22 protein-coding genes and 1 pseudogene are annotated in these 18850 nt (G+C 71.3%); 10 read left to right on the plus strand and 13 right to left on the minus strand.

What is annotated here, in order from left to right:
- Positions 1-12: 12 nt before the first annotated feature.
- The 5 genes from Aiant_RS07055 to Aiant_RS07070 all read right to left on the minus strand — a co-directional run bounded on the left by Aiant_RS07055 (position 13) and on the right by Aiant_RS07070 (position 2730).
- Positions 13-1080, minus strand: a complete 1068-nt coding sequence (locus Aiant_RS07055) for a DUF6348 family protein (RefSeq protein ID WP_189336883.1) — start codon at positions 1078-1080, stop codon at positions 13-15.
- A gap of 53 nt (positions 1081-1133) precedes the next feature.
- On the minus strand, positions 1134-1304 hold the full coding sequence (locus tag Aiant_RS45480; protein ID WP_229831491.1) for a hypothetical protein: 171 nt from the start codon (positions 1302-1304) through the stop codon (positions 1134-1136).
- 50 nt (positions 1305-1354) lie between these two features.
- Entirely contained in the window at positions 1355-1579 is a 225-nt protein-coding gene (locus Aiant_RS46440; protein WP_268248875.1) for an aldolase/citrate lyase family protein, read from the minus strand.
- Positions 1576-1821 (minus strand): acyl-CoA dehydrogenase family protein, encoded by a 246-nt coding sequence (locus tag Aiant_RS07065; RefSeq protein WP_280528262.1) that lies wholly within the window; start codon positions 1819-1821, stop codon positions 1576-1578. The genes Aiant_RS46440 and Aiant_RS07065 overlap by 4 nt, the downstream gene beginning before the upstream one ends.
- 84 nt (positions 1822-1905) lie before the next feature.
- Positions 1906-2730 (minus strand): IclR family transcriptional regulator, encoded by an 825-nt coding sequence (locus Aiant_RS07070; RefSeq protein ID WP_189336882.1) that lies wholly within the window; start codon positions 2728-2730, stop codon positions 1906-1908.
- Between the two features lie 89 nt (positions 2731-2819).
- Here Aiant_RS07070 and Aiant_RS46980 point away from each other — a divergent pair.
- From Aiant_RS46980 to Aiant_RS07100, 6 genes and pseudogenes are all read left to right on the plus strand, one after another.
- A pseudogene (locus Aiant_RS46980) lies at positions 2820-3842 on the plus strand (aldehyde dehydrogenase family protein); the annotation flags it as partial.
- Positions 3843-3957: 115 nt separating this feature from the next.
- Positions 3958-4830 (plus strand): isocitrate lyase/PEP mutase family protein, encoded by an 873-nt coding sequence (locus Aiant_RS07080; RefSeq protein WP_189336881.1) that lies wholly within the window; start codon positions 3958-3960, stop codon positions 4828-4830.
- Positions 4827-6110 (plus strand): FAD-dependent oxidoreductase, encoded by a 1284-nt coding sequence (locus Aiant_RS07085; protein WP_189336880.1) that lies wholly within the window; start codon positions 4827-4829, stop codon positions 6108-6110. The genes Aiant_RS07080 and Aiant_RS07085 overlap by 4 nt, the downstream gene beginning before the upstream one ends.
- Positions 6107-6376, plus strand: coding sequence for an aldehyde dehydrogenase family protein (locus Aiant_RS07090; RefSeq protein WP_189336879.1), 270 nt, complete (start codon positions 6107-6109; stop codon positions 6374-6376). Before Aiant_RS07085 ends, Aiant_RS07090 begins: the two co-directional genes overlap by 4 nt.
- Before the next feature lie 76 nt (positions 6377-6452).
- Positions 6453-7127 carry a hypothetical protein gene (locus Aiant_RS07095; RefSeq protein WP_189336878.1) on the plus strand — a complete coding sequence of 225 codons (675 nt, stop codon included), beginning with the start codon at positions 6453-6455 and terminating at the stop codon, positions 7125-7127.
- On the plus strand, positions 7124-7867 hold the full coding sequence (locus tag Aiant_RS07100; protein WP_189336877.1) for a maleate cis-trans isomerase family protein: 744 nt from the start codon (positions 7124-7126) through the stop codon (positions 7865-7867). Before Aiant_RS07095 ends, Aiant_RS07100 begins: the two co-directional genes overlap by 4 nt.
- A gap of 23 nt (positions 7868-7890) precedes the next feature.
- On the opposite strand, the gene Aiant_RS07105 is transcribed toward Aiant_RS07100, so the two are convergent.
- On the minus strand, positions 7891-8412 hold the full coding sequence (locus tag Aiant_RS07105; protein WP_189336876.1) for a macro domain-containing protein: 522 nt from the start codon (positions 8410-8412) through the stop codon (positions 7891-7893).
- A 91-nt stretch (positions 8413-8503) separates the two neighbouring features.
- On the opposite strand from Aiant_RS07105, the gene Aiant_RS07110 reads away from it, so the two are divergent.
- Positions 8504-9415 carry a DUF4190 domain-containing protein gene (locus Aiant_RS07110; protein WP_189336875.1) on the plus strand — a complete coding sequence of 304 codons (912 nt, stop codon included), beginning with the start codon at positions 8504-8506 and terminating at the stop codon, positions 9413-9415.
- A 74-nt stretch (positions 9416-9489) separates the two neighbouring features.
- Here Aiant_RS07110 and Aiant_RS07115 read toward each other — a convergent pair whose 3' ends face one another.
- Positions 9490-10140, minus strand: coding sequence for a neocarzinostatin apoprotein domain-containing protein (locus tag Aiant_RS07115; protein WP_189336874.1), 651 nt, complete (start codon positions 10138-10140; stop codon positions 9490-9492).
- A 1053-nt stretch (positions 10141-11193) separates the two neighbouring features.
- On the opposite strand from Aiant_RS07115, the gene Aiant_RS07120 reads away from it, so the two are divergent.
- Positions 11194-12183, plus strand: coding sequence for an IS481 family transposase (locus Aiant_RS07120; protein WP_212847155.1), 990 nt, complete (start codon positions 11194-11196; stop codon positions 12181-12183).
- A gap of 277 nt (positions 12184-12460) precedes the next feature.
- On the opposite strand, the gene Aiant_RS07125 is transcribed toward Aiant_RS07120, so the two are convergent.
- The 4 genes from Aiant_RS07125 to Aiant_RS07140 form a co-directional block, all read right to left on the minus strand.
- A complete protein-coding gene (locus tag Aiant_RS07125) occupies positions 12461-14434 on the minus strand; it encodes an acyl-CoA dehydrogenase family protein (protein WP_189332788.1) in 1974 nt (657 codons plus the stop codon).
- An 80-nt stretch (positions 14435-14514) separates the two neighbouring features.
- Positions 14515-14919, minus strand: coding sequence for a type II toxin-antitoxin system VapC family toxin (locus Aiant_RS07130; protein ID WP_189332787.1), 405 nt, complete (start codon positions 14917-14919; stop codon positions 14515-14517).
- Positions 14916-15800, minus strand: coding sequence for a hypothetical protein (locus Aiant_RS07135; protein WP_189332786.1), 885 nt, complete (start codon positions 15798-15800; stop codon positions 14916-14918). The genes Aiant_RS07130 and Aiant_RS07135 overlap by 4 nt, the downstream gene beginning before the upstream one ends.
- A 119-nt stretch (positions 15801-15919) precedes the next feature.
- On the minus strand, positions 15920-16858 hold the full coding sequence (locus Aiant_RS07140; protein ID WP_189332785.1) for an NADP-dependent oxidoreductase: 939 nt from the start codon (positions 16856-16858) through the stop codon (positions 15920-15922).
- A gap of 67 nt (positions 16859-16925) precedes the next feature.
- Between Aiant_RS07140 and Aiant_RS07145 the strand changes: the two genes are divergently transcribed.
- Together Aiant_RS07145 and Aiant_RS07150 are read left to right on the plus strand one after the other, a co-directional pair.
- Positions 16926-17321, plus strand: a complete 396-nt coding sequence (locus Aiant_RS07145; RefSeq protein ID WP_189332784.1) for a winged helix-turn-helix transcriptional regulator — start codon at positions 16926-16928, stop codon at positions 17319-17321.
- A 10-nt stretch (positions 17322-17331) separates the two neighbouring features.
- On the plus strand, positions 17332-17619 hold the full coding sequence (locus tag Aiant_RS07150) for a DUF1905 domain-containing protein (RefSeq protein ID WP_189332783.1): 288 nt from the start codon (positions 17332-17334) through the stop codon (positions 17617-17619).
- 19 nt (positions 17620-17638) lie between these two features.
- Here the strand turns inward: Aiant_RS07150 and Aiant_RS07155 are convergent, their stop codons facing one another.
- Together Aiant_RS07155 and Aiant_RS07160 are read right to left on the minus strand one after the other, a co-directional pair.
- On the minus strand, positions 17639-18250 hold the full coding sequence (locus tag Aiant_RS07155) for a hypothetical protein (RefSeq protein WP_189332782.1): 612 nt from the start codon (positions 18248-18250) through the stop codon (positions 17639-17641).
- Positions 18247-18768 carry an RNA polymerase sigma factor gene (locus Aiant_RS07160; protein ID WP_189332781.1) on the minus strand — a complete coding sequence of 174 codons (522 nt, stop codon included), beginning with the start codon at positions 18766-18768 and terminating at the stop codon, positions 18247-18249. Before Aiant_RS07160 ends, Aiant_RS07155 begins: the two co-directional genes overlap by 4 nt.
- Positions 18769-18850 lie beyond the last annotated feature (82 nt).

The following is an 18850-nucleotide window of genomic DNA, read 5'->3' on the forward strand; positions in this document are numbered from 1 at the left end:
CCCTCGCCGGCCTCAACCGGCCGGGGTGAGGAAGGCGAAGACTCGGACCCCGACCGGGCCGGTGGGCAGCGGCGCGGCGGCCGAGGCGGTGACCTTCATGCCGGTCTCCCAGGGCTCGCCGTCCAGGAACACCTCGTTGGTCAGCAACCGGCCGTCCTGATACGCGGTGAAGAAGCGCAGCGCGTGCACCGCGCGGCTCAGCGGGACATCCTTGAGCGCGGCCAGCAGTTGGTCGAGCAGCGGCTCGGCGGACGGCACCGGCTCGGTCGCGAACAGGTCCACCTGCGGGCCCAGGAGCAGCTCGAACTCGCCACCGGGGTGGGAGTAACGCTCGACCAGCACGTGGTCGGCGGCGGCCCGGCGATCGAGCAGGGCGGCGATCATCGGATAGGCCACGGCCCGCTCGAACATGGCCAGACTCTGGAAGATCGCGTCTTTCCAGGTGCCGGCCACGCCGACGCAGCTCTCCACCATCCACGGGCGGGCCAGCGCCGGGTGGTCGACCGCGAAGTTCACCTGCGCCACGACCAGCCCGGGCGCCGGGCGCGGGTGCGGGGTCAGGGTGGCCCGGAACTGGGCGTCACCCACCCGCAGGTCGTCGCCGACCGGCACCCCGTAAGCGGCCATCCAGTGCGCGAACACCGAGGACGGCGCGGGCACGCCACCGCTGCCGGAACCCAGCGGGGGCAGGGCCTCGTCGAGCGTGATCGGCCCGAGCGTCATCTCCTCGACCTTGGCGCCGCCCTGGAGTGCCTGGCTGACCGCGGCGACCTCGTGGCTGTAACCGGCGATCCGCGCGGTCTCGGCCTGCCCGGCCAGCTGCGCGATCCGTGCGGCGGACGCGAAGACCGGATCCCCGGCGAGCGGCCGGGGGGTGCCGCCGTCGACGAAGGTCGCGTCGACGGTGACGCCGCCGAGCACCCGGCGGCCGAACGCGAGCGGCAGGAAGACCATGAGCCGCTCCGCCAGCCACGGCTCCACACCACCGCTGAGCAGGCTTTCCCGGATCTCCTCGCCGGCCGGAGCCTCCGCGCCCGCACAGAACGCCGTAACCCCGACCAGTACCGCCTCGTCGAACATCGCGTGAGCGTACCGCCCGGTAGCTCGATCGCAACCCCGCCCATCCTTCAAGATCATGATGCGGCGCTCGACAGGATACGGCGGGCGTTGCGGATGACGGCCAGGTCGACCATGCGGCCGGTGGCGTCGAGGCAGACGCCACCGCCGGCGGCGTCGAAACGGGTGATCAGGTCCCGGGCCGCGGCGAGCTCGGCCGGGGTGGGTGTGAAGACCTCGTGGACCACCGGGAGCTGAGCCGGGTGGATGCAGGCTCGGCCGTGGAAGCCGAGGCGTTTCAGGGCCCGGGTGGAGCGGCGCAGGGGCCGGCGTTGACGCGGATCCAGACCGGGGCGCCGGCGGGCAGGGTGGCGAGCCAGTCGGCGACGGCGGCGCGGGTGGACAGCTTCTCGGCGGGCGGTACCGCGTCCTCCAGGTCGACGATCAACGCGTCCGCGCCCCGGGTCAGTGCGGACGCCAGCATCGACGGGCGGTTGCCCGGCACGTACAGGAAAGATCTCATCCGATCGCGGCCTTGCCGGACAGCAGCGACCGGGCGATGACCACCCGCTGGATGTCGTTGGTGCCCTCGCCGATCATCATCAGCGGCGCGTCCCGATAGAGGCGCTCGACCACGAACTCCTGGGAGTAGCCGTAGCCGCCGTGCACCTGCATGGCGTTCAGCGCGCAGCTCACCGCGGCCTCGGACGCGAACGCCTTGGGGTCCGGCGACCCGGCCGAGACGACACTGAAAAGCAGTGTCAACGGCTGCTTGCCGTACGTCTGGGCGATCTGGATCTCGGTTCTGCTCGCCGGCCTGCTCGGCGTGGCCAAACCGATGGCGAACCTCTAGCCCGAGTAGCCCAGCTGGGCGCTGATCCGGCCGGCGCACCGGAGCAGGTCGGCGACCACGTCCGCGTCGGCGTCCGGCTTGAAGCGCAGCGCCGGCCCGGCCACGCTGATCACCGCGACCACCCGGCCGTCGTGGTCGAAGATCGGGGCCGCGATCGACGCGGCGCCGGCCTGCCGCTCACCGAGAGAGGTCGAGAAACCCTTCTTGCGTACGCCGGCCAGGTCCTTCCGCAGCTTCGCCGGGTCGGTGATCGTCCTGTCGGTGACCGCCGCCAACGGGTGCCGGGTGAGGTACGCCTCCAGCTCGAAGTCGGGCAGGAACGCCAGGAACGCCTTGGACGACGCCCCCGCGTTCAGCGGGAACGGGATGCCGAGGCTGACCTCCAGGCGCAGCTCCTGGTCGGGCACCACCTGGTCGACGTAAAGCCGGGTGTCGCCGCGGCGCAGCGAGAGCGTCGCGGTCTCGTGGGTGCGCTCGGAGAGGTGCTTGAGCTCCGGGGCCGCCATCGCGCGCACGTCGGTGCGGGCCAGGTACGCCCGGCCCAGGGCGACGGCGGCGTGCCCCAGGGCGTAACGCCGGGTGGCCGGGTCGACGGTGATCAGGTCGCGGCTGCGCAGCGCGGTGAGGATGCGGTGCACGGCGGCCTTGGTCAGGCCGAGCGCGGTGGCGATCTCGGTCACCCCGAGGTCGGGCTGCTCGGCGCGACCGAAGTAGAGCAGGACGTCCATGGCGCGCTCGACCGCGGCGATGGACCGCGACTGACCCTCGTCCTTGGACGCGGCGGACGCGGCGGCGGGCGTCGAAGCGGCTCGGCCTGGCATGTCGAAACTCCCCCGGAACGGGAACGGAACAAACCTTGCCGAACTCTAGCCTGCCATTTCGCACCGCGAAACGCTGTACCGATCGGGCATTGATAGCCCCGCGCCGACCTCGTTACCTTGGGCGTAACGCTGTTTCCAAGATCGTCCGGTGGGAGGCCAGATCCACCGGTGTCCCGATCCGCCAGACCACCCCGCTCGGCACGATCCTCTCCGGCGCCTTCGCCCTGGCCGCCGCCCAACTCCGCACCGGCCTGCTGACCAGCACCGCCACCCGCGACGACGGCCGCGAAGTCCTGGTCGAACGCCTCCCCTGGGGCCCCGCCGCCTGCCTGGTCCCGTGGAACGCCCCCGCCCCGATGGCCGCCCACAAGGTCGCCAACGCCCTCGCGGCCGGCTGTCCCACCATCCTCAAACCCTCCGAGTACGCCCCGTTCGGCACCGAACGCCTGGCCGTCGCGATCGACACCGCCCTGCGCGCCGCCGGCGCCCCGCCCGCCCTGTTCCAGCTGGTGCACGGCGGCGCCGCGACCGGCGCCCACCTGGTCGGCGACGCCCGGATCCGGGCCGTCTCGTTCGCCGGCGGCCTGTCCGGCGGGCGCGCGGTCGCCTCGGCCTGCGCCTACGACATCAAGCCGGTGCAGCTCGAACTCGGCGGCAACAACCCGCTGATCGTCCTCCCGGACGCCGACGAGCAGGTCGCCGCCCGCGCCGCCGCCGACCTGCTCACCACCCTGAACGGGCAGTGGTGCCGCGCCCTGGGCCGCCTGATCGTCCCGGCCGGGCGCGAGCAGGCCGTCGTCGGCGCGATCCTGGACCGCATCGCCACCCTGCGCGCCGGCGACCCGGCCGATCCGGGCACCGACTACGGCCCGCTGATCCATTCCGGTCACAAGGCGGCCGTAGTACAAGCGATGCAGAGGCTCGGGGGGACCACACACGAGGCCGCGATGAAAAGCGATGGCAACTTCCTCGCACCGGCCCTGGTCACCGGCGCGGATCCGGCCCGGACCACCGAGGAGATCTTCGGCCCGGTCGCCGCGGTGCACGGGTACACCACGATCGACGAAGCCGTCGCCCTGGCCAACGGCACGCGGTACGGCCTGGAGGGCTACGTGATCGGCACCGACGAGGCCGCCGCGCTGGAGACGGCGAAGCGGATCCGGGCCGGTTCTTCACCAACCCCCGGGTGGTGGGTGTGGAAAACGGATTCGCATTGCACAATCGCTCATGACCGCTTCCGCGCTTCGCACGCTTCTCGCCATCGACCGGGTCACCCACGTGCCCGGCGTCTGGGATCCGGTGACCGCCGCGCTCGCCGTGGCCGCCGGGCACCGGGCCGTGCACCTGTCCGGCGCCGCCGTCTCGGCCACCATGCTGGGCCGTCCCGACCTGGGTTTCGTGCACGCCACGCAGATCGCCGACCGGGCCACCACGCTGGTCCCGGCGTTGCAGGGCGTCCCGCTGCTGGCGGACGCGGACACCGGTTACGGCAATCCGGTGCACGCGGTGTGGACCGGTCTGGCCTACAGCCGGGCCGGGATCTCCGGGCTGCACCTGGAGGACCAGGTGAGCCCGAAACGCTGCGGGCACCTGGCCGGCAAGGAGGTGATCGACATCGGCCTGGCGGCTGCCAAGATCAAGGCGTTGACCGAGCAGGTCCCGGAGCTCGCGGTGATCGCCCGGACCGATGCGTACGCCGTGAAGGGACTCGCCGAGACCATCGTGCGGTGCGGCGCGTACGCCGAGGCGGGCGCCGACGCGGTGTTCCCGGAGGGCGTGTCGGAGATCGACGAGCTCGCCGCCATCCACGCGGCGCTTCCGGGCGTACCCATAGTGGTCAATCTCAGCGAAGCCGCACCGAACCAGCCCGCCTGGACCGACGCGGACCTGCTCGCCGTCGGCGTGCGCCTGGTCCTGCACCCGGTCGCCGCCCTGCTCGCCGCGATGCGGGCGGCGTCGATCACCTACCGCGCGATCGGCGAGAGCGGCAACGCCGACGCGGTCGAGCGGATGCCGTGGGCCGCCTTCACCGCCCTGGTCGGCCAGGACGACGCCCTCGACCTGGACGCCCGTTACGTCCCCGGGAGATTGCAGACGTGAACCGCATCCTGATCGCCGGCGCCGGGCCGGTCGGCCTGACCGCGGCCCTGGCGCTGGCCCGGCGCGGTTTCCCGGTGACCGTGCTGGAGTCCGGCGCCGGCCTGGCCGCCGAGTCTCGCGCGTCGACCTTCCACCCGCCGACCCTGGAGATGCTCGACGATCTCGGCGTCGGCGCCGAGCTGCACGAGCGGGGCCTGCTCGCGCCGACCTTCGCCTACCGCGATCGGCGCGCCGGCTTGATCGCCCTGCTCGACCTGGCAGTCCTGGCCGGTGACACCCGCTATCCCTACCGCCTCCAGTGCGAACAGTCCAAACTCACCCCGATCCTGCGCGACCACCTGCTCCGCGAGGACGGTGCCGAGATCCGCTACGGCTGGCACCTGTCCGGTGTCGAGCAGACCGGTGACGGGGTCACCGCGCGGTCCGCCGACGGCCGGAGCGTCGCCGGGGCCTGGCTGATCGGCGCGGACGGCGCCCACTCGGCCACCCGCCGCGCGATCGGCGTGGAGTTCGACGGCATCACCTATCCGGAACGCTTCCTGGTCGCCTCGGCCGACGAGGAGCTGAGCGCCTGGCTGCCGGACCTGGTCTCGGTCAACTACGTCTTCGACCCGGTCGAGTGGTGCGTGCTGCTCCGCACGCCGGACCACTGGCGGGTGCTGCTGCCCACCCCGTCCGAGACGCCGGACGCCGCGGAGTACGCCCGCCTGGACGCCCGGCTGCGCGGCGTGCACGATCCGGGTCGTCCGTGGCGGATCGCGCACGCCTCGATGTACCGGGTCCACCAGCGCGTCGCCGCCGCCTTCCGGGTCGGCCGGGTGCTGCTGGCCGGCGACGCCGCGCACGTCAACAACCCGCTCGGCGGCCTCGGGATGAACTCCGGGATCCACGACGCGATCGCCTACGCCGCGGCCCTGGCCGCGGGTGACGAGTCCGCGGTCGAGGCGGCCGCCGGCGCTCGCCGCCGGATCGCGCTGGAGTATGTGCAGACCGTCTCGCACCAGAACTACGAGCGGATGCGCGCCACCGATCCGGTCGCCCGCGCCGCCCACCTGGACTCGCTGCGCGCCACCGCCGCCGACCCGGTCCGGGCCCGCGCCGCACTGATCCGCAGCTCCATGCTCAGCCCCCTCCGCCCGGCGACGACACGACCCGGCAAGCGAGCCCGCCCAGCGACGACACGACCCGGCAAGCGAGCCCGCCCGGCGGCGACACGACCCGGCAAACGAGCCCGCCCGGCGGCGCGATCGGACAAGCGACCCAGGCCGGCGGCGGCGTGATCGAGCGGGAGAACCCGGCCCGCTTCGCAGAGATCGTCGGCGAGGTCCCGGTGACCTCCCCCGAGGCGGTCGACGAGATCGTCCGCCGGGCCGACGCGGACCAGCGCCGCTGGGCCACGACGCCGCTGCCGGACCGCCTGACCGCGCTGACCCGCGTCGCCGACGCGATCGACATCGCGATCCAGGATCTGGCCACGCTGCTGGCCCGGGAGTCCGGCAAGGTGCGGCCCGACTGCCTCGGCGAATTGGGGTTCGCCGTCCGCTGACGAACCGTAAGGCAGCGTTCCGGTTCGCCACGGCGGCGTTCCGCAAGCGCGATCTGTTCGCGGGGACGTGAGACCGATGGAGTATCCGGTAGTCCTGGCGCTCGAAGACTTCGTGCCGGTGATCGTGGGATTTTTGGGATTCGCGCTGCTGGGACGCATGGGTCCCGCGAAGGCGGCGCGGCGGGCCGGGGTCGCCGGAGCGGTGCTGATCGGGCTCGGCGGGACCGCCAAGTGCGCGTGGAAGCTGGTCTACGCGAGCGGCGGGGGCGATCTCGCGGTGCTGGAGCAGTCGCTGTTTCCGCTGATGGCGGCGGGGGCGTGCCTGCTCTCGTGGTCGCTCGCGGTGACGATTCGGCGCGGTGGGCGTACGCAGATCTGGCCTTTTGCCGTTGCCTTCCTGATAGGCGTCGGCGGGTCCGCCGCGGCCGGCAGCCTGCATCCGATGTTCGTGGTGGCGACCTTCGCGGTGACGGCGGTCAGCGTGCTCGGCGCGATCGTGGCGGCGCGGTATCGGCAGTGGTGGGCGGTGTCGTTCTTCGTCCTCGGGCTGGTCCTGGTGACGTCGCTGGTCCCGCTGCGGCAGTCACCGTCGCACGAGACGCTGGCTTATCAGTGGCTGGAGCAGTCCCTGAACACCTCGGCGCAAGCGTTGCTGCTGGTGGCCGCGTGGCTGACCACGCGGGCCGCGGCTCGTGCCGGCTCACCCGCCTCTCCCGCGCTCGCGGCCGATGACGAAAGAGAATCCGTATGACCGACACCCTCGGGTGGCGCCGCAAGTTCGGCGTGATCGCCCCGTCGACCAACACCATCGTCGAGCCGGACTTCGCCGCGATGACGGTGCCCGGCGTGACCGCGCACTTCTCCCGCATCCACATCCGCGACCAGGATCTCTCCGACGACGCCCACTTCGAGAACCTGCTGGCCCAGATCCGCGCCGAGATCGGTTTCGCCTGCGAGCGGGTCCTGACCTGCGAGCCCGGCTACATGGTCATGGGCATGTCCGCCGAGACGTTCTGGGGCGGGGTCGAGGGCAACCGCGAGTTCGTCGCCCAGATCAAGGCGATCACCGGGCTGGAGGTGGCCACCGGCGCCGAGGCCTGCGAGCGGGCCCTCACGCTGCACGGCGCCCGCAGGATCGGGGTGGTCACTCCCTATCAGCCGGTGGGTGACGCCAACGTGGTGCGGTTCTTCGGCGAGATCGGCTTCGAGGTCACCGCGATCGAGGGCCTGAAGTGCCCGACCGCGGTCTCCATCGCCCACGTCACCGAGGACGAGCTGCGCGCCGCGATCCTGGCGGTCGACGGCCCGGACGTGGACGCCATCGTCCAGTGCGGCACCAACCTGTCCATGGTCCGGCTGGCCGACGAGGCCGAACGCTGGCTGGGCAAACCGGTGATCGCCATCAACGCCGCGACGTGGTGGATGGCGCTGCGCGACAACGGGATCCACGACAAGGTCTACAACGCCGGCTCCCTCCTCCGCGACCACTGACCGCGGCACGGTGCTGTTCATGATCAGCGCGACGCGGGCAGGTCGTAGACGGTCGTGGGGATGCCGGCCTCGGACAGGGTGGTCCGGATCAGGGGCTCGACCTCGGCCCAGTCGCCGCCGGCCAGGCCGCAGCCGATGCGGGGCATGTGCACCGACGCGTCGTGGGTCGTGGCGTGGGTCACCAGGGTGGTGAGGCACTCGCGGATCGCCTCGTAGCGGACCGGCGGGCCGGCGGCAGGGTCGTAGCCGGTCGCGGTGCGCAGGCCGCGCTCGGTCACGATGCCGTGCTGCCCCACCATGTTCGCCACCCAGAGATCGGGGGCGACCGGCACCAGCTGAACGGCGCCCAGCCGGAACGGGCGGTCGGCCTGCCCGGCGGCGTGCCAGCGGCGGAACTCCCGCTCCGGCTCCGGCCAGCGGCGGGAGATGGTCCGCACGATGCCCCGGCCCCAGGCGCCGATGTCGTTGCAGACGTGCGCGATGATCCGTGGCCCGTCGCCGAGGGGCGCGGTCGCGTCGCCCTCGACATAACTCACCGGTTGCATGCCGCGATGCTAACCACGAACGGGTGTGCCGTTGCCAAGTCGAGATTCGGCAGGGGTAACTGTTGATCTTGCTTGTTGTTAACGTCCGGGAGTGAGCGATCAGCAGTCATCCACGCCGGGTCCGGGGACGCCACCGAGCGATCCGACCCAGCCGTCTTACACGCCCGGCCGGGCCGTGCTGCCCTCGGCCGACCCGACGCTGCCGGCCACGCCGGGCCCGAGCGAGGCGACGACGGTGAACCCGGCGGGACATCAGGCCACCACGGCCTATCCGGCGGGCGAATCGCCCACGACGCCCTACTCGGCCGGAGAACAGGCCGCGCCCGGGATGCCGCCCACGGCCTACCTGCCGCCCGGCGAGCCGACGACGCCGTACCCGTCGACCCCGCCGACCGCCTATCAGCCGCCCGCCGCCTATCAGCCGCCGGCGCCCACCACACCGTTCCCGGCCCCGGGATTCCCGGCGACGGCCTATCCGCCACCCGCCCACCCGGCGCCGGACCAGCCCCGGCCCGCTTTCCCCGCACCGGACTACTCGGCGCCGGCCCAGCCTCCGGCCTACCCCGCGCCGAACTACCCAGCGCCCGCCCAGTCTCCGGCCTATCCAGCGCCCGGCTACCCGGCGCCGGGCTACCCGCCGCCCGCTTACGCCCCGCCCGGCTACGACCAGGGCGCCGCCTACCCGCCGGTCCCCTACGGAGCCGCGCCGAACTACCCGTCCCCCTACTTCCCGCCGCACGCCTTCCCGCCCGCGCCGGTCGGCGAGACCAACCGGTACGCCACCCTCTCCCTGGTGACCGGCATCATCGGCCTGTTCCCGCTCGGCCTGATCTTCGGTTTCATGGCGGTCACGCAGATCAACAAGACCCGTCAGCCGGGCCGCGGCCAGGCGATCGCCGGCATCCTCGCGTCCGGCGCGTGGATGTACGTCGCCTACATCCTGGCCGCCGTCTGGTTCGGGTTCGACGGGGACCCGGGGCTGCGGGACACGACCGGCTTCTGAACGAGGGCCGGATCGGGGTCGTGGGGACCGCCCCGCGCAAAGCCGCCCCCACGACCCTGAACCGCCCCGTCACCTCACCGGACGCCGGCCATCCTCCGGCGCCGGGCCGGGAGCATCGCCAGCAGGCCGAACCCGGGCAGCAGCAGCGCCGTCCCGATCAGGCCCATGGTCGCCCACTCCAGTCCGGGCCCGGTCTTGGGCAGCGCGCCGGAGTCGGTCGTCGTCGAGCCGGTGGCGGCCGTGGACGAGGACGCCGGCATCGCGGTCGTCGAGCCGCCGGAGCCCGATCCGCTGCCGAACGTGATCGCCACCTGCACCTTGTTGGCCGCCACCACGTCCGCCGGGTTGCTCGACGGCAGCAGCTGGGCGGCGATCACGCAGCCGTTCGTCCCGCAGCTGTGCCCGCTGAACGTGGTGGCCAGCTTCAACGTCACCGTCTTGGTCTTGCCGGCGGCGTCGGACGAGACGAACTCCGCGCCGCCGGACAGGTTGCAGTCGGTCGACGAGGCCGGGTTCTTCACGCACTGGCCGAGCGCGATGTTCTCCAGGTTCTTGGTGAACCCGGTGCCGTACACGGTGATCGAGTCGCCGTTCTTCAGACCGCTGGTCTTGGAGACGTGCAGCGTGGGCTTGGCGGCCGCCGGCGACACGTCGAGCAGGAGCACGGCCCGTTCGAGGGCCGCAAGGTCCGCGGCTGGCCGGTCGCCACCATCGTCGGCGGCCACCTCGCCTACGCCGACGGCCAGGTCCGCGGCACCCCGAGAGGCCGCTTCCTCCCCCGCTGACCGTTTCCACCTCAACTCCGCGGCTCACCCAAGGCCGCGTCCTCCCCCGCAAACCGTCTCCAACTCCGACTCCGCGGCTCACCCCAAGACCGCTTCCTCTCCCGCAGACCCTTTCCACTTCAACTCCGCGGCTAACCTCAAGACCGCTTCCTCCCCCGCAGACCCTTTCCACTTCAACTCCGCGGCTCACCCCAAGACCGCTTCCTCCCCCGCAACCCCATTTCCCGTACGACTCGCAGCCCCGTGGCAACCGGCTCGCAAGACCGCGTCCCGTCCGGACCGACACGCGTGTCGTGCGGGTCCGCTCCCCCTCACCGGCTGGCCCTCACGGCCCTATCCAGCGTCCCGAAAGGGCCGTGACGTCCAGCCCAGCTTGTCAAGCTGGTCCTCACGGCCCTTCCCCACGCCCAGATAGGGCCCTAGAAACCAGCCCGAGTTGTCGAGCTGGCCCTCACAGCCCTTCCCCACGCCCGGACAGGGGCCCTAGAAACCAGCCCGAGTTGTCGAGCTGGCCCTCACAGCCCTTCCCCACGCCCGGACAGGGGCCCTAGGAACCAGCCCAGGTTGTCGGGCTGGCGCTCGCGGCCCTTCCCCACGCTCGGATAGGGCCCTAGAAACCAGCCCGAGCTCCCGGGTTGTCGAGCTGGCCCTCACGGCCCTTCCCCACGCCCGGATAGGGCCATGGGAACCAGCCCGGGTTGTCGAGCTGGCCCTCACAGCCCTATCCCACGCCCGAATAGGGCCCTAGAAACCAGCCCGAGCTCCTGGGTTGTCGAGCTGGCCGTCACGGCCCTTTCGCACGCCCGGAAAGGGCCATGGGAACCAGCCGGGGGGGACTCGGGCTGGCGCTCGCGGCCCTTTCGCACGCCCGGATAGGGCCCTAGGTGTTCTGCTCACGGACGTTGGTAACGGGGCTGACTTGCTGAAATAGGTGAGGACCTCCGGGTGAGGTGGAGCTTGTCGAAGGTTCCACACCACACCCGGGAGGTCCTCGTGCCCCACGCTAACGCTCCGTTGACCGAACGCGGCCGATTGAGGCTGGCCCGGTGCGTCGTCGATGACGGCTGGTCGCTACGGCGGGCCGCGGATCGGTTCCAGGTCAGCCCGACGACAGCGAAACGCTGGGCCGACCGCTACCAGAGCGAGGGCGCCGCCGGCATGCGCGATCGGCCCAGCCGGCCGCGTCACAGTCCCCGCCGCACACCCCGGCCGATCGAACGACGAGTGTTGCATCTACGTCGCAGCCAGCGCCTGGGCCCGGTCCGGATCGGTTGGCGACTCGGCTTGCCCGCCTCGACCTGCCACGCGATCCTGCGCCGGGCCGGTGCTGTACCCCTGACGCATCTGGACCGGGCCACCGCCGAACCGGTCCGCCGCTACGAACACGAAGCGCCCGGCGATCTGATCCACGTCGACGTCAAGAAACTCGGCAACATCCCCGACGGCGGCGGCTGGCGCACCCAAGGCCGCGCCCAGGGCAAACTCAACCGCACCGCCACGACCGGGCACCGCACCGACAGGTTCGGCGGCGCCCGGCTCGGCTACGCCTACCTGCACACCGCCCTCGACGACCATTCCCGCCTGGCCTACACCGAAATCCTGGCCGACGAAACGAAAGAGACCGCCACCGCCTTCTGGCGACGCGCCCACGCCTGGTTCGCCGGCCACGGCATCAGCATCGCCCGGGTACTGACCGACAACGGCTCCTGCTACATCTCCCGCCTCTGGCGCGAGACCTGCGCCGAACTGGGCGTCACCGTGAAAAAGACGCGTCCTTACCGGCCGCAGACCAACGGCAAAGTTGAACGCTTCCACCGCACACTGGCCGATGAATGGGCCTACTCCAAGCCATACACCAGCGAAAACGCCCGCCGCAAAGCCCTACCCCGTTTCCTGCACACCTACAATCACCACCGCTACCACTCCGCCATCGGCGGCTCACCCGCCAGCCGCGTTCCTAACCTCTCTGGGCAGAACACCTAGGAACCAGCCCGGGTTGTCGAGCTGGCCGTCGCGGCCCTTTCGCACGCCCGGAATGGGCCGTGGGAACCAGCCTGAGAACTCGGGCTGGCACTCATGGGCCTTTTGCGCGCTTGGATAGGGCCGTGGGAGCCAGCCGCGGGGTGGGGCGCGGGGCGGTCGGGAGTGGGCCGGAGTCTTGCGTGCGGCGAGCGGATCCGCACGACACGCGTGGCGGTCCGGGGTGGGCCGCAGCGTCGCGAGCCGATGCCACGGGACTACGAGTCGTACCGAAAAGGAATCAGACGGCCGAAACGCGCGTGTCCTCCTCGGCCATCGCTTCCTGGCGGCCCGGCTCCTCGCGGAGGATCGCGGCGTTGAGCCACTCGTCCGGGATCGCGAACGCGTCGACCAGGGTCCGCATGTGCGGGCGGAGTTCGGCGAGCAGGTCGTTGATGACCGCGGTGACCGCCTTGGAGCGGGCCGGGGTGAGGCGGCCGTGCTCCAGGAACCAGCCCCGGTCGGCCTCGATGGTGGTCAGCGCGTAGAGGTCGCAGACGCGGTTGAGCAGGGCTTTCGTGGCCGGGTCGGTGGCTCGTTCGATGCCGGCGACGAAGGCTTCCAGGGTAATCCGGTCGATGTGGGCGGTCGCGGTCTTCAGCACGTGGTCCTGCACGTCGTTGAAGATCGCGAAGGGGCGGTCCTTCTTGGTCGCGGCGCCGTTGCGCAGGCGGCGGATGGCGCCCTCCAGGACGTGTTTCTCCCGGTCCTCGAACATGGTCAGGTGCCAGCCGCGGTCGGTGACCGCGACCTCCTCGTCGCGGCCCGGGACCGCGCTGACCAGCCGCTGGATCAGGCCGCGGGCCGCGGTGCGCTCCAGCACCATCTCCCGGACCTGCTCGGCGACGAACGTGGTCCGGCCCCAGCCGTCGAGCGAGCCGAACGCGTCCCGATAACCGGTGAGCAGACCTTTCGCCACCAGCTGGAGGAGCACCGTGTTGTCGCCCTCGAAGGTGGTGAACACGTCGGTGTCGGCCTTCAGCGCCGGCAGCCGGTTCTCCGAGAGGTACCCGGCGCCACCGCAGGCCTCCCGGCACATCTGGATGGTGTGCGTGGCGTGCCAGGTCTGCATCGCCTTCAGGCCGGCGGCGCGGGACTCCAGCTCGCGCTGCCGGTGCTCGTCGACCGGGCCGGAGCCGGCCTGCACGTCGGCCAGGGTGCCGACCAGTTCCTCCTGGGCGAAGGCGTAGGCGTAGGACGTGGCCAGCGCCGGCAGGAGTTTGCGCTGGTGGGCGAGGTAGTCGTTGAGCAGCACCTCGCGCTCGTCGCCGGGCACCTCGAACTGCCGGCGGCTGTCGCCGTACCGGACCGCGATGGTCAGCGCCGCGCGGGTCGCCGCCGACGCCGCGCCGCCGACCGTGACCCGGCCACGGACCAGCGTGCCGAGCATGGTGAAGAAGCGACGGGTGTCGTTCTCGATCGGGCTGCTGTAGGTGCCGTCCGCCGCGACCTGCCCGTACCGGTCGAGCAGCATGTCACGCGGCACGGTCACGTGATCGAAGCTGATCCGGCCGTTGTCGACGCCGAGCAGACCCGCCTTGTGCCCGGCGTCGCTCAGGGTGACGCCCGGCATCGGGTTGCCGTCGGCGTCCCGGATCGGCACCAGCCAGGCGTGCACGCCCCGGCTGCGCCCCTCGGTGATCAGCTGGGCGAAGACCACCGCCATCCGGCCGTCCCGCGCGGCGTTGCCGATGTAGTCCTTGCGGGCCGCCTGATGCGGGGTGTGCAGGTCGAAGGTCTCGGTCGCCGGGTCGTAGGTGCAGGTGGTCCGCAGTTTCTGCACGTCCGAGCCGTGTCCGGTCTCGGTCATCGCGAAACAACCCATGATCTCGGTGGCGATGATCCCGCGCAGGTAGGCCTCGTGGTGCCGCTCGGTGCCCAGCGCCACCACGGCGCCGCCGAACAGGCCCCACTGCACGCCGGCCTTGACCATCAGGGACAGATCGGCGTACGCCAGCATCTCGGCCGCCACCACGGAACCACCCGGATCGTCCGACCCGCCGTAGGCCCGCGGAAACGCCGAGGCCACCCCGACATCGGTCGGAATCTGCCGGATCAGCCTGGAGATGCGGGCCCGGGCCTCGTCCCCGGTCTCCCCGTGGACGGCGGCGAACCCGGCCTTGCCGAGCTCGTCCCGCACCGCTTGCCGGATGTGCGCCCACCGCCCGTCCAGAACGTCCTGCAGGCGGGCCGGGTCGAGGGAGTCACCGATCATGCGAAAAGCTAAGCACGCGTTAAGCCACTCCGCTCGCGCCCAGCCCCCGTTGTGGCGAATACCGCCCGCCGTCGCGTTCCTCAAACGAGCAGGACCAGACCCGGGAAGTTCTCGAAGTGTCGCCGGTTGACCGTCAGCAGCGGTGCGTTGTGATAGATGGCCGTCGCACAGATCCACAGGTCGTTGGTCTGACTGTTGTGCCCGAGCGCGTGTCCGGCCTGCTGTGCCTGATGTTTCAGCCTGCCCCAGAGCCGTGCGAGGTCCTGATCGAACGGCGCGACGACATACCTGCGGATCGCCTCTTCCAACCGGTCGACTCGGCGCGGCCCCCAACCGGCCTTCGCCGCGCCGAAGTGCACCTCAGCAACCGTGGTAAAGCTGATGACCGGAACCGCTTCGGTCAGGTGGGAAACCAGTGTGTCAGCGTTGGCGCTGTTGAACGAAAGGTGCGAGAAGGCGTCGGTGTCGACGACGACGAACTTCATTCGTCGCCCAGACGCGCAGAACGAACGGCGGCCAGGAAGGCGTCGAAGTCCTCGACGGTGGATCCGTCGAAGTCGTCCGGCGAGGCCACCGGGCGGATCCCCTGCTCCCGAGCCAGTTCACCCAGAGATCGCGGCCGAGCGGTCTCCAGCATGCCCAGCCTGGTCAGGTGCAACAGATGAACGGAGACACCATTCGGGTCGAGCTCACCGGTGCCGTCGGCCATCACCATCTGGTCCATCGCGTCCAGCACGGCGTCGCGCAGATCGGGCGCGAAGTCGCACAGGACGCTCCCGGCGTAGGTATCGATGCGACAGCGAAGCCCCGCGGGCGAGAAGTCGCCCATGTGCAACCGACCGACCACGGTTATCGCCTGATGAATCGACTCCGTCTGCACTGACCGAACCGCCTTTTGTAATGCCTCGTCGAGGGTGAACCGGACTCTTCCGCCGCGGAAGAAGTCGATGCGTGTCACGCCGCCGGCGCTTACCCCACCGGTCAGCTCCCGGATGCCGTTGATGACCTGCGGAGTGAAGTGCGGAGGGAGCGCTGACGGGTCCTGGTGGAGACTCTTGACGCCCTCCTCCAAGGCATCGAGGGTGCTGCCGAGCAGGTCGTCGGACCCGACTCGACCGGTGCGGGAGATATGGAGCACGGCCGAACCCTGCTGGAAACCCACAAAGTCCAGCCGCACGGCATCCACGATCTCCCGTGGCCGGCGGCCAGGACGACTGGTGTTGCCGCTGAGGCTCAGTGCGATCCGCTCGAGCGACGCTTGCAGCCCGCCTGCCAGGCGGGCGAGCTCCGAGAGCGGCAAGCGCCCGCCCTCCGTCGCCGGCCCCACCGCACGGATGACGAGGTCCTCGCCTCCCGATCCGGTCATCGAACCCGCCTCCCGCCTGCCCGTCGATCCATCATGCATGAGCCCCGCGCCAGCAAACCGGCCACAGATGCTTCTTTCCTCCCACAGAATCTGTCCGAAATCCGCCTCCCTCTCGGGGATCAGCTCCGGAAGTCGATGACTATTTTGGCCTGGGTGTGGCCCGACTCGATAAGTTCGTGAGCTCGGCGGATCTCGGTGGGTGGCAGCACGTGGGAGACGTGCGGGACGAGCAGCCCCTCGTCGACCAGGGTGGTCAGGTGTTCCAGGCCACCACCGTCCGGTTCCACGCCGACGCCGATGAAGTGCAGGCCGGCCGCCTCGGTCAGAGCGGCCAGCGGGGCGTTGGTCCGGTCGACGGCGGTGACGAAGGTGCCGCCCGGACGCAGCACGGTCAGCGATCGGGGACCGTTGTCGCCGCCGATCACGTCGAACACCACGTCGACGTCCTGGACCGCCGTGGTGAAGTCCACCCGCCGATGGTCGATCACCTCGTCGGCGCCGAGCCCGCGGACGAACGCGTGCTTGCCGGCGCTCGCGGTGCCGATCACGTACGCGCCCCGGGCCTTGGCGATCTGCACCGCGACGTGCCCGAGGCCGCCGCCGGCACCGTGGATCAGCACCCGCTGACCCTTGTCGACGCCCGCGTACTCGACCAGGCCCTGCCACGCGGTCAGCCCGACCAGCGGCAGCGCCGCGGCGTGCACGTGATCGAGACCGGCCGGCTTGCGGGCGAGCATCCGGGACGGCGCGGCGACGTACTCCGCGTAACCGCCCGCCGCGCGCGGGAAGAACGGCAGGCCGTAGACCTCGTCGCCGACGCGGAAGCGGCCGGTGCCGGGCACCACGTGCTCCACCACGCCGGAGATCTCCCAGCCGAGCACGAACGGCGGCTCGCCGAGCAGCGGGAACGCGCCGGAGCGGATGAACGCCTCGACCGGGTTGACGCCGGTCGCGTGCACCCGGACCAGGACCTCGGTCGGCAACGGCTCCGGCGCCGGCCCCTCGGCGAGCGTCAGAACCTCGGGGCCGCCGAAACGATGCTGAGTCACATATCGCATGCCATTCATCGTCGTCGAGGTCGGTAGCTTCTGTACACCAGGCACCTTGAAGGTATATAGGTACCTCATGGATACCACCGTTGACGTGCCCGGATGCGACGGCGCCGACGCCTACCTGCGCGATTGCCCGTCCCGCACCGTCCTCGACGTGCTCGCCAGCAAGTGGGTCGCGCTGATCGTGCCGACCCTGCGCGGCGGTCCGGTGCGCTTCGGGGCGCTGCGCCGCCGCCTCGACGGCATCACCCAGAAAACCCTCACCCAGACGCTGCGCAACCTGGAACGCGACGGCCTGATCACCCGCACCGTGCACCCGACCAGCCCGCCGCAGGTCGACTACGCACTGACCGAGCTCGGCCGCAGCGCCTGTGACCTGCTCGAACAGCTCCGCCTCTGGTCCGAGACCAACCTGCCGCGGGTGCTCGCCGCCCGAGCGCGGTCCGATGCGGAGGGAACGTACACCTAAGATCGGCGCCATGGATCTCGAGTTCCAGGGTGAACTGTGGTTCTGGCGGGGCCCCGCCCCCTGGCACTTCGTGACCGTCCCGGACCCGCAATGCGACGAGCTGGAGGCGGCGTCGTCGCTGGTCAGCTACGGGTGGGGGATGATCCCGGTGGCGGCCCGGATCGGGCGCACCGACTGGACCACGTCGCTGTGGCCGAAGGACGGGCGCTACATCGTGCCGGTCAAGGCGAAGGTGCGGCAGGCCGAGGGGATCGACGTCGGGGACACCGTCACGGTCCGGCTCTCCCTCAACGCCTGATCCCCCGGCCCGGCCGCGGTCAGAACGCCTCGTCGAACATCTCCTGCAAGCCGGGCGCGTCGGCCGAGCCGCTGTAGCCACAGATCATGACGTCACCGTCGACGGCCGCGACCAGGTACTTCTCGCCGGGGACGAAGGCGCCCCGGCCGACCAGGCCCTCCGAGCCGCCCGGCTGGTCGACCTCGACCAGGTCTCCGGCGTTCCCCAGGTAGACGCGCGTGACCTGCAGGGTCACCCGCTCGCCCTCGACGTCGCGGACCGTGGCAGCGAAGGCGAGATCGGCGCGCGACTTCAGGACCGGCGCGGACGGCTCGACGCACTTGGCCGCCACCCCGGCCAGACCAAGTTTGATCACACCGACCGAGATGGCGGGCAACGGCTCGACGGCGACCTGCTTCGAGGAGCCGTCCACGGCGGGCCGCAGCAGGAACCAGCCGCCGGCGGCGGCGAGCAGCACGACCACCGCCGCGGCGAGCAGGGCAGTGCGCCGCCGCCGGGTGACCGGGGTGCTGACGACGGTGTTTGTCATGGTGTCCTCCACGAGGCGAGCGAGGCGGGCGGGAGGCAGCGGCGCCAGTGACGCCGCCGGGTCGGCGCGCCGCACACGGTCACGCAGGTCGTCGTCGGTCACGGCCGGCTCCCTTCGGTCGACTCCTCATGTCCGGCACCCTCGATCAGCTTTCGCAGCCGCTGCCGGGCGCGGTGCAGGCGGATCGTCGCGGCGTTCGCCGAGATGCCGAGGACCACCGCGATCTGGGCCGGCGACAGGTCCTCCCAGGCCCACAGGCGCAGCAGCTCGGCGTCCTCGGGGCGCATCGCGGCCAGCGCGGCGCGCAGGTCGTCGTCGTCCGGCCCGGGACCGGCCACCGCCTCCGGCGGCGGATCAAGGACGGCGATGCGGGCGGTCAGGCGGGCTTGGCGGCGCCGCCCACGGTCCGCGTTGGCCAGGCACCAGCGGGCTACGCCGTACGCCCAGGGCAGGTGCTCCGCCGGCATCTCGTCGAGCCGCCGCCAGCAGATCAGCAGCGTCTCGGAGAGCACGTCGTCCGCGGTCGCCGGGTCGGTCCGCCGCGCCAGGTAACGGCGCACGGCGTCGATGACCGCCGGGGCGATCGTCTCGAACCGCACCCGCCGGGCGTCCACGTTCACGAGGTCCACCCTGCTTCATGTCCGGCACCCGGGAACGCCTTTCACGGCGTACCGAAAGAATCTCCGGAAGGTGGCCGGGGTC

It is taken from the genome of Actinoplanes ianthinogenes, from assembly GCF_018324205.1.
GTDB classification, from domain to species: Bacteria; Actinomycetota; Actinomycetes; order Mycobacteriales; family Micromonosporaceae; genus Actinoplanes; species Actinoplanes ianthinogenes.